This is a genomic window from Rhodococcus sp. BS-15 (assembly GCF_000813105.1).
Taxonomy (GTDB): Bacteria; Actinomycetota; Actinomycetes; order Mycobacteriales; family Mycobacteriaceae; genus Rhodococcoides.
Genome location: NZ_BAOX01000186.1, coordinates 1 through 9,835, shown reverse-complemented (window position 1 = coordinate 9,835; position 9,835 = coordinate 1). Strand labels below are relative to the sequence as shown.

General features: G+C 64.1%; 8 protein-coding genes and 3 pseudogenes. 8 read left to right on the top strand and 3 right to left on the bottom strand.

Annotated features, from left to right (window positions below):
• The 4 genes and pseudogenes from secE to rplA form a co-directional block, all read left to right on the top strand.
• A partial coding sequence (secE, locus tag RHBS_RS18565; protein WP_128646199.1) for a preprotein translocase subunit SecE occupies positions 1–436 on the top strand: 436 nt, incomplete at its 5' end.
• Positions 437–496: 60 nt separating this feature from the next.
• Positions 497–1,321, top strand: a complete 825-nt coding sequence (gene nusG / locus RHBS_RS18560) for a transcription termination/antitermination protein NusG (RefSeq protein ID WP_027498277.1) — start codon at positions 497–499, stop codon at positions 1,319–1,321.
• A 64-nt stretch (positions 1,322–1,385) separates the two neighbouring features.
• Positions 1,386–1,819: pseudogene (gene rplK, locus RHBS_RS18555) on the top strand (50S ribosomal protein L11).
• 89 nt (positions 1,820–1,908) lie between these two features.
• Positions 1,909–2,628: a 50S ribosomal protein L1 gene (gene rplA / locus RHBS_RS18550; protein WP_027498276.1), complete on the top strand. Its 720-nt coding sequence runs from the start codon at positions 1,909–1,911 to the stop codon at positions 2,626–2,628.
• A gap of 73 nt (positions 2,629–2,701) precedes the next feature.
• Here rplA and RHBS_RS18545 read toward each other — a convergent pair.
• From RHBS_RS18545 to RHBS_RS30910, 3 genes and pseudogenes are all read right to left on the bottom strand, one after another.
• Positions 2,702–3,611, bottom strand: a pseudogene (locus RHBS_RS18545) (alpha/beta fold hydrolase).
• 10 nt (positions 3,612–3,621) lie between these two features.
• Complete coding sequence (locus RHBS_RS30915) at positions 3,622–4,818, bottom strand: CocE/NonD family hydrolase (protein ID WP_237669401.1); 1,197 nt, start codon at positions 4,816–4,818, stop codon at positions 3,622–3,624.
• Positions 4,815–5,567, bottom strand: coding sequence for a CocE/NonD family hydrolase (locus tag RHBS_RS30910; RefSeq protein WP_237669400.1), 753 nt, complete (start codon positions 5,565–5,567; stop codon positions 4,815–4,817). The genes RHBS_RS30915 and RHBS_RS30910 overlap by 4 nt, the downstream gene beginning before the upstream one ends.
• A gap of 173 nt (positions 5,568–5,740) precedes the next feature.
• Here RHBS_RS30910 and RHBS_RS32345 point away from each other — a divergent pair.
• The 4 genes and pseudogenes from RHBS_RS32345 to RHBS_RS30895 all read left to right on the top strand — a co-directional run bounded on the left by RHBS_RS32345 (position 5,741) and on the right by RHBS_RS30895 (position 9,620).
• A pseudogene (locus tag RHBS_RS32345) lies at positions 5,741–7,416 on the top strand (Mu transposase C-terminal domain-containing protein).
• Positions 7,417–7,480: 64 nt separating this feature from the next.
• Entirely contained in the window at positions 7,481–8,386 is a 906-nt protein-coding gene (locus tag RHBS_RS31860) for a TniB family NTP-binding protein (protein WP_128646200.1), read from the top strand.
• Positions 8,383–9,462, top strand: a complete 1,080-nt coding sequence (locus RHBS_RS18520; protein ID WP_237669399.1) for a TniQ family protein — start codon at positions 8,383–8,385, stop codon at positions 9,460–9,462. Before RHBS_RS31860 ends, RHBS_RS18520 begins: the two co-directional genes overlap by 4 nt.
• On the top strand, positions 9,459–9,620 hold the full coding sequence (locus tag RHBS_RS30895; RefSeq protein ID WP_237669398.1) for a hypothetical protein: 162 nt from the start codon (positions 9,459–9,461) through the stop codon (positions 9,618–9,620). The genes RHBS_RS18520 and RHBS_RS30895 overlap by 4 nt, the downstream gene beginning before the upstream one ends.
• Positions 9,621–9,835: the final 215 nt, after the last annotated feature.

Here is a 9,835-nt window from a genome sequence, read left to right as displayed (position 1 = left end):
GGGGGAGTTCGAGGACTCTTCGGCCCCAGACGACGTCGTACCTGGCTCCGAGGGCCGTCTCTCCGATGCTGATACGTCTGCCGGTGGATCTTCTGCGGAGGCTGTCGTACCCACTGGTAAGCGATCGTCGAGCAGGTCACGCAGCACCGGTGCTGCCTCGGTGTCGATGACGAAGACTGCGAGCGCGTCCACGAAAGCCACGTCCGGCAAGGGACGTTCGGGCAAGGCCAAGGCAGACAAGCGGCCCAACGTTTTTCTGCGGCTGCTGCAGTTCTTCCGCGAGGTTGTTGCCGAACTGCGCAAGGTCATCTGGCCGAACAAGAAGCAGATGGTCACCTACACCACCGTCGTGCTCGTCTTCCTGACGTTCATGGTCGCGTACATCAGCGGTCTCGACGTGTTGTTCATCAAGGGCGTCGGCTGGCTGTTCGGCTGACCGAGACGGCCGACTTTTCGACGATCGAACCGAGCAGGAAACTAGAGAAAGGGTGCTGACGTGAGCACGCCGCACAACGACGCCACCGAAGTGGCCGCATTCGACGCCGATGTCGAGGCGACCAAGCAGGGCCTCGAAGCGGAGCAGGCCGCTCAGGACCGCGAGACCGACGAAGCAATCAAGGCCGACGTGGCCGCTGCCGCCGGGGACGACGTTGCCGCCGAAGGCGACGAGGCCGCTGACGCCGACGTCACGGCAGAGCCCGAGGATCCCGTCGCCGAGATGAAGGCGGCTCTGCGTCGCGCTCCCGGCGACTGGTACGTCATCCACTCGTACGCCGGATACGAGAACAAGGTCAAGGCCAACCTCGAGACCCGTGTGCAGAACCTCGACGTCGGCGACTACATCTTCCAGGTGGAAGTTCCCACCGAAGAGGTCACCGAGATCAAGAACGGCCAGCGCAAGCAGGTCAACCGCAAGGTTCTGCCCGGCTACATCCTGGTCCGCATGGAACTCAACGACGAGTCCTGGGGCGCGGTGCGCAACACCCCCGGCGTCACCGGATTCGTCGGTGCGACGTCGCGTCCGTCACCGTTGACCATCAACGAAGTCGTCAAGTTCCTCATGCCGCAGGAAGGTGCCAAGAAGGACGCGAAAGCGACCGCAGGCGCAAGCGACCAGAGCGGCGACACCACGTCGAAGCCGACCATCGAGGTCGACTTCGAGGTCGGCGAGTCGGTCACCGTCATGGACGGCCCGTTCGCGACTCTCCCCGCCAGCATCAGCGAGGTCAACGCAGAGCAGCAGAAGCTCAAGGTGTTGGTATCGATCTTCGGCCGTGAAACCCCGGTCGAGCTCGGCTTCACCCAGGTCTCCAAGATCTAGAAGCCGCGCGCACAGACTTGCAGTAGCAACCGCAAGAAACCCGAGCGAATACAAGGAAAAAGAAATGCCCCCGAAGAAGAAGAAGCTAGCCGGGATCATCAAGCTTCAGATCCAGGCCGGTGCCGCCAACCCGGCACCGCCCGTCGGCCCCGCATTGGGCCAGCACGGCGTCAACATCATGGAGTTCTGCAAGGCGTACAACGCCGCGACCGAGTCGCAGCGCGGCAACGTCGTACCGGTCGAGATCTCGGTCTACGAAGACCGCACGTTCGACTTCAAGCTCAAGACTCCTCCCGCTGCCAAGCTGCTGCTCAAGGCTGCAGGCGTGGCAAAGGGCTCCGGCGAGCCGCACAAGACCAAGGTCGCCAAGGTGACCATGGATCAGGTGCGCGAGATCGCCAAGACCAAGCAGGAAGACCTCAACGCCAACGACATCGATCAGCCGCGAAGATCATCGCCGGCACTGCTCGCTCGATGGGCATCACGGTCGAAGGCTGATTACCAGCTCTCTGCAGTAACCGAAGTACACGTGGGAGAGCCGGCCAGGCTCGTCAACCACACTGAACTCGAACGAAGGACAGCAAGACATGGCAAAGCGCAGCAAGGCCTACCTCGAGCAGGCCGCAAAGATCGACCAGGACAATCTCTACTCTCCTCTCGAAGCCGCCAAGTTGGCCAAGGAGACCGCGTCGAGCAAGTTCGACCCCACCGTCGAGGTTGCAGTGCGACTCGGCGTCGATCCCCGCAAGGCGGATCAGATGGTGCGCGGCACCGTCAACCTTCCCCACGGCACCGGCAAGACCGCTCGGGTTATTGTTTTCGCCGCTGGTGAGAAGGCTGCAGAGGCCGAGGCAGCAGGAGCCGACGTCGTCGGAGCAGAAGATCTGATCGAGCGCATCCAGGGCGGTTTCCTGGACTTCGACGCCGCGATCGCCACCCCCGATCAGATGGCCAAGGTCGGCCGCATTGCCCGTGTCCTCGGACCGCGTGGCCTGATGCCGAACCCGAAGACGGGCACGGTCACCAACGATGTGACCAAGGCCGTCAACGACATCAAGGGCGGCAAGATCAACTTCCGCGTCGACAAGCAGGCCAACCTGCACTTCGTCATCGGTAAGGCCTCGTTCGACGAGACCAAGCTGGTGGAGAACTACGGCGCAGCGCTGGACGAGATCCTGCGTGCGAAGCCGTCGTCGGCCAAGGGTCGTTACGTCAAGAAGGTCACCGTCTCGACCACCACCGGACCCGGCGTCCAGGTCGATCCGAACCGCACGCGCAACCTCCTCGAGGACGACGCGAACGCGTAATTTCTTTCAGCTCGAAACGAAGGCCGGTCTCCCCGTGGGAGGCCGGCCTTCGTCGTGTGGTCCGAGCGCAGCCCTAGGCTGCGCGGGCGCGAGCGAAATTGGCCAGGATGATGCCGCTGATGCGGTCGAGCAATGCTGCGGGTAGGTCGTGGGCCATCCCGTCGATCAGCGTCAGCTCGGCACCTCTGACGGCGCGGGCCACGGCCTTGCCGCAGGACGGCCGGACCAGTCTGTCGGCGGTGCGTGAATGACGGTCGTCGGCGCGGTGATCTTCTTCGCGTAGGGCCGCAGGCTCCCGGTGCCGGTGATCGCCGCCATCTGACGCACGACGCCCGAGGGGTTGTAGTTGCGCTCGTACATCACCTGTGCGATCTCCAGTTGCTCCTCGAGCGGAGTGCGGAAGCCGGGAGATCCGATGGTGGACAGCGTCTTCGCCGAATGCGCGATGATCTCTTCCTTCGTCGCGTCCTTCCCGACGCCACCGAGCAGGGGCAGCAGGGCGCGTGGGTCCGGCGGAGGCAGGAACGGCTCATTGGTGCTCGAGAAGAGGATGCCCACCGACTCTGTTCGTTCGGGGTAGCTGCCGGCGAAGACCTGGGTGATCATCCCACCCATCGAGCGCCGACGACGTGGACGGTGTCGATGCCGAGGTGGTCGAGGACACCGACGGCGTCGGAGGCCATGTCGACGATCGTGTACGGCACGTCCGAGGACATCCCCAGTTCGTGCCGGATCAGTCGAAGGATCTGGGATCCCCGCACCTTTTGCCCGGACATCTTCGTGGACAGACCGATGTCGCGGTTGTCGATCCGGATCACTCGGTATCCTGCATCGACGAGGCGGGTGCAGAAATCCATGGGCCACAACGTCAATTGCGCGGACAGGCCCATGATGAGCAGGACCGCCGGATCGTCCACCGAACCCATGTCCTCGTACGCGATCTCGACGGAGTTCGCCGGCGCGATGCCTTGTTCGATTCTCATGGTGTCGTTCCTACCAGCCCGGCTCACCCAGTATCGGCACCACCAGGTAACTCGGATCCTGCGGGTCGATGCCGATGTCTTGTTTGCGCAGTCGCGTACGCACCAGATCCGGCAGGATCGGGATGAACCGTGGTGTGTCGGTGGCGAACACGTCGACGCGTAGTCGGTGCCCGGACGCGATCACGGCCTCGGTGGTGAGGATGTCGATGTCGAGGACGATGGGTGTGCCGACGGGCACCGGCAGTAGGGCTGCCTCGGTGAGCGGGTGGTACGGCCGGGTGTAGTCGCCGTTGGGAGCGAACAGTGAACGTTCGTCGTCCACGGCTCGGCGCGAGGCGAGCAGAGCGCCGTTACTGAGCACGGTCGAGGTGCCGTCCGGGGCGACGTCGCAGATCATGATGGCCCACAACGCTTCCCGCGCGTGGCAGACCACCCGGAGATGCAGATTCATCGGACCGGACAGGACGGCGTCCGACTCGGCCGGACCGGTGGTGAAGGTGACTGCGGCACCTTCGGCGAAGCGGTTGTCGTAGGTGAATCCGCCCCCCAACACTGCCGTCACGCCGGCGAGTACCTGGGTGGTGTCACGCGAGACGACGGCCCGCAACGAGGGCCGCACCGTCAGGATGTCGCGGGATGTGGCCGGTTCGGTCGTGAGGCTGCCGTCGGCTACGGCGTGGGCTGCGGTTCCCGAGGGCGTCGCCGACAGGTACAGCCTGCGAGGTTGCGCCCGCGGAGCCGGAAAGCGGCCGTGCGCAGTCCAATTGCCGCCCTGCTGACGCAACGTGACGGGGCCGTAGTTTTCGATTCCGTTGTCGATGTCGCGCAGCCACTTGTCGAACCAGGCTCGCTCGAGCACATCGAGACGCGGTGGAAAGCCCGGTTCGCCGAACCCGATTCCGGGGTTGCCGTGGTACCCGTCACCGACGAGCAACTGCTTCGATCCGCGTTCGAGGGACAGCCGGTTGTAGATGTCGGGGGCGGAGCCGCCGAAGATGTCGTGCCAGCAGCCGTACAAGAATGTCGGCACCGCGATGTCCTCGATGGCGGCGTCGATGGTGTCGTAGTACTCGTCGTCGTAGATTCGTGAATCTCGTCCTGTGACAAAGCCTTTGGCCAGATCGAACAGGTTGGTGGCGGGGGACAGGGTGCGATCGCGGAGCCAGGTGAACGTGTCGATGCCGCCGATGGCCGGTGCCCACTTCAATGCGTTGACGGCGGTGAGCCACAGCGGATGAACGCCGAGGTGGCCCCTCCGGTTGCGAAGATCTCGCGGACGATGTCCACCGAGCCCTCGACGGCGAAGATCGCGTCGAGCCCGGCGGGTTGCTTGGCTGCGGCCTGCAGCGCATTGATCGCCGAGTACGAGATGCCGGCCATTCCCACACTGCCGTTGCACCAGTACTGGCGTCGGGCCCAGTCGATCACCTCGAGGGAATCGAGTTGTTCGCGGGTGCCCAGCACGTCCCAGGTGCCCGAGGAACTGCCGGTGCCGCGGACATCGACGATCATCTGAACGTACCCGCTGCGGACGAGGTGCCGGTTGACCGACAGCAGGTCCGCCGCCCCGCCTGCAACCACTCGGGTGATCTCGGTGATGCCGTCGAAACGGGTTCCGGTGAGGTCGAACGCGGACGAGAAGGCTCTGATCGCACGACCGAGAACAGGGGTCTCGAGGATCGTGTCGATGCTCTTGATCAGCAGCTTGTTGTACGGCGTCAGATTCAGGACGGTGGGAAAACTCCCCGTCACCGCCTTACCCGATGCGTCGGCGGGGCGGACGACGTACGCGCGCAGCGCTGTGCCGTCGCTCATCGGGATACGAACGTTCGCCGATACCGACACTCGCGGATACCGCGGTTCCTCGCGCACGATCGCCGCCCACGCCGCTGCCGCGTCGCCGCCGCTGGGATCGCGTACGGGTTGCAGGAGGGGGTGGGGCTGCACGGCAGTCATGAACGTCGACTAGACCGTCGAACGACCCTGTTTGTCCCGAGGTGTCAACTTCAGAAGACGGCTGCACTCTTTGCAGGCGTTTCGAGGGTGAGTGCACGTGTCTTCTGACATTCTGATGTCAGAAGTGCGGTGCACGGTCGCACGTTCGGCTCTCGGTGACAGGGAGGCTTGTGGTGGACCCCGACAAGCTCGACGTCGTGGAGACCGGTGTGCTGACAGCGTCGGGGGAGCGGTGGTCCCAGGCCGAGGCCCGTTTCGCTGTCCTGGCTCCCTTGCTGGAGATGCATTCGGTGCGTTCGGAAGCGGTCGACGATGCCGCGCAACGGTTGGGATTGTCCAGGCGGCAGGTCTACACGTTGGTCGGCAGGCTCAGGAACGGGACGGGGACAGTCACCGATCTTCTGACGAAGGTCTCGTCGGGAGGGCGTGGCCGCAGCCGAGTAGCGGCTGAGGTCGAGGAAGTGATCGGCGATCATCTCACCCGCTATTTTCTTCACCGCCAGAAGCTGAGTGTCGCTGCGCTGCACCGACGTATAGCACTGGCGTGTCATCGCGCGGGTTTGCCGGTGCCGGCCAGAAATACCGTCACTGCGCGTATCGCCGCGCTCCCTCCGGCATCGGTGGCCAGGTCAGGCGGAGGACCCGATGCCGCCCGCCCACGTCAGTCCGCCGGCGACGTTCCACCGACGGTTTCGGGGATTCTCGATCAGGTCCAGATCGACCACACCGTCGTCGATCTGATGGTCGTTGATGAGTAAGAGCGGTAACCGATCGGCCGCCCCTACCTGACGATCGCCGTTGATGTCTTCAGCCGTTCCGTACTCGGGTTCGTCGTCACTCTGGAGCCGCCGTCGTCGATATCGGTCGGGTTGTGCCTGGGCCGCGTGTGCTGCGGGAAGCAGACGTGGCTGGAGGCATGCGAGCTGGCGGAGCAGGTGCAGTGGCCGATGGCGGGGAAGCCGAAGCAGTTGTATCTCGACAACGCCTCCGAGTTCAAAAGCGAAGCGCTGCGCCGCGGATGCGCCCAGCACGCCATCACCCTCGAGTACCGTCCTCCGGGCCGACCGCACTACGGCGGGATCGTCGAACGCATCATCGGAACGGCGATGACGGCGGTGCACGAGCTGCCTGGGACCACCTTCTCGAACCCAGCGGACCGAGGAAGTTACGACTCGGACAAGCACGCGGCGTTGACATTGCGTGAGTTGGAGCGTTGGCTGGTCCTGGCTATAGCCTCGTATCACGCGAGCGTTCACGCAGGGATCGGGAACACTCCGGCCGCCGTGTGGGCCGGTGGGGTCGCCGCAGTTGGTCATGCCCCTCGTGTGGTGCTCGGCGAAACCGCGTTCTTGGTGGACTTTCTTCCCGTCATCCGGCGACGTCTGACGCGCACGGGCTTCGTTCTCGATCACGTGCACTACTTCTCGAACGCGCTCAAACCGTGGGTTGCGCGGCGAGAGGATTTGGGGCGGTTCGTGATACGACGTGACCCACGCGATTTGAGCAGAATCTGGGTCCTCGAACCAGACGGTGCCGGCTATGTCGAGGTGCCGTACCGGACGATGTCACATCCGGCGGTGACATCGTGGGAACACCGGGCAGCGGTGGTGCGTCTTCGAGAGCACGGCCGAGCAACTATCGACGAACACGCTCTGTTCGCGATGATCGAGAAGATGCGTCAGATAGCCACCTCTGCACAGAGGGACACCAAGCGAGCCCGCCGTAATCGCACTCGCCGTGCTCATCTGAGCAGCGTCACCACACCACCGGCCGCGCAGAGCCCGCCCGAGCCCTGCCAAGCACCGACGACGTGTCGGTTCCACTATTCGACGACATCGAAGAGTGGTGAAACGGTGAACAACGACCCCCGAAGCGCTCCCGCAGGCCACGGCACCGACCGTATCGGCAAAGACATCGACCCCGGTAGTGCAGACCTCACCCACCTGCGAAGTTCGGTCAGATCGATCGCGGTTCTGCCTGCAGCGCAACGCATCAGGCACATTCGCACCGAGAGGTGGATCGGGTATCCGCGTGCACGGTCGGTGATCGAGCACCTCGAGACGCTGCTGGGGTGGCCGGATCGACAACGCATGCCGAACCTGCTTCTGATCGGACCGACGAACAACGGCAAGTCGATGATCGTTGAGAAGTTCCGCCGTGCACACCCCACTGTCAGCTTGCCCGATCGCGAACAGATACCGGTGTTGTGTATGCAGATGCCTCCGGACTCAGCACCCGCACGGTTCTACCTGGCGATGCTCGCCGCACTCGGAACGCCGATCCGCCCACGGAACCGAGTCCACGAACTCGAACAGCAAGCGATCACGCTGCTGCGAGCGACAGGAGTTCGGATGCTGATCATCGACGAGCTCCACAACGTCCTCGCCGGCCGCGACAACGTACGCCGAGAATTCCTGAACCTGTTGCGGTTTCTGGGCAACGAACTGCGGATCCCTCTCGTCGGAGTCGGCACCCGAGAGGCGTACCTCGCGATCCGCAGCGATGCACAGCTGGAGAACCGTTTTCACCCCATGACGCTGCCGATCTGGACCAACGACACCGACACCCGCTCCCTGCTGGCGAGCTTCACCGCCAGCTTCCCGTTGCGTGCGCCCTCGCACCTGACATCGGCGGAGATGACCGACTACCTCCTCACCCGGTGTGAGGGCACCATCGGCGAACTGGCCACGCTGTTGACCGCGGCCGCAGTGACCGCAATAGAAGCCGGGAAGGAATCGATCACCTCACAGGTGTTGACCCAAACCGCCTACTCCGGGCCCACCGAACGCCGCCGCCACTTCGAACGGCACCTGGCATGACACCAGCCGATGCCCCCGCAGCACGCACAGCGCTCGACCACAGTGCGCATCCGCCGTGGCCGCTGCACCCGCAACCACTACCTGGCGAGACTCTGATGTCGTGGCTGGCCCGGACCACCGCACTGTATTCGTTGATCAATACAGCGGACCTTCTCGACGGGCTCGGTGTCGACACCTCGGGCGTGGACCTGGACCGCTACACACGCGAGCCGGTGTTGACCGCACTTGCCCAGAGAGGCGGCAGTACCGCGGAACGGCTGCGGGAGATGACGTTGGCGGGCTATACGCCCTGGCTGCTCGACAGCACCGACCCCAGTGAATGCGACTTCGACACCTACGTCCATCAGTTCTCTGTCCTACTGCCACCGGGTCTGGCAATGGCAGATCGGCGTCGACGCACACCGGCAGCCGGCACATGGCTTCCCTGGGTGAGCAAGCTCGATACGCGGGCATGCCCCTTGTGCATCGACGCCCTCGACACCGACGCCGATATCGCGGTCATGATGGCTCATCAGTACCCGATGCTGACCAGCTGCACCAAGCATCTCTGCCGGCTCGAATTCTGCGCTGTGATACCCGGGAGACTGGTGTTCTGGGACAGAACACCAGCAGGCTCGGACGAACACGCACCACCGATACCGGTACCAGCAGTCGTCGCAGAAATCGACCGGCGCACAGCCGCCGCCATGACGAGCGGGTCGGTCGAGCTCGTCGCGGGCCGTGTTCAGGCAGCAGTGTGGTTCAGGCTGCTGCGCACCGTCGTCGATGAGGTATCGACACCGCTGGTTCGCACCGGATGGTGGGCGAAGCCACTGAGCGCGATCTGGAAGTCCACCGGTTGTTCCCGCCCGCTGCGGACATCGTGGGTTCCGTTCGAGCAACTGCCGTGGGACGAGCAAGCGAACGTTTTGTTTGCTGCCGCGACCGCGATCATCGCGGTGGAGAACGATGAGATAACCGCGAGCGGAGCTGACGCCTGCCTGCTGCGCCCGCGACGGTACGAGCCGGTCGATCCGGGGACCCTCCGACGGGGTCTCGCAGTCCGGTACCCACCCGCAGCGCTTGGGACGGTGTGATTGCGGCGATCGATGCCGCTGTCGCCGCCGCCCGCGTCGACAGCGACGCCGCCCGATCTCTGTTCGGATTCGCTCGAACGGGGTGCCGCACCGAAGAAGACGTCGACGAGCTGGCCTATGCCTTCGTCGAGCTCGGCATTCGATTGGACTGGGACTGAAGCGCGCTAGATCACCACACGTTTCTCTACGCCGACTTACGCGGAAATCAATCGCCTCCTGTAGTCACCCACGGTTTGTGTGCGGTGACCGACGAGAATTTTCCTTCCCGCACCGTCTCGAACGAAACACCTGGTGAGCGTGTTTCCAGTCCGAGAACCGTGTCGGAGGTGCCCGATACAGTCCTGCCCATGATGAAACGCCAGCTCGTAGACGG

What these genes read in the sequence shown, in the direction of transcription:
- rplA (WP_027498276.1), top strand. Translation starts at nt 1,909, where the DNA reads ATGGCAAAGCGCAGCAAGGCCTACCTCGAGCAGGCCGCAAAGATCGAC.
- RHBS_RS18520 (WP_237669399.1), top strand. Translation starts at nt 8,383, where the DNA reads ATGACACCAGCCGATGCCCCCGCAGCACGCACAGCGCTCGACCACAGT.
- RHBS_RS30910 (WP_237669400.1), bottom strand. Translation starts at nt 5,567, where the DNA reads ATGACTGCCGTGCAGCCCCACCCCCTCCTGCAACCCGTACGCGATCCC.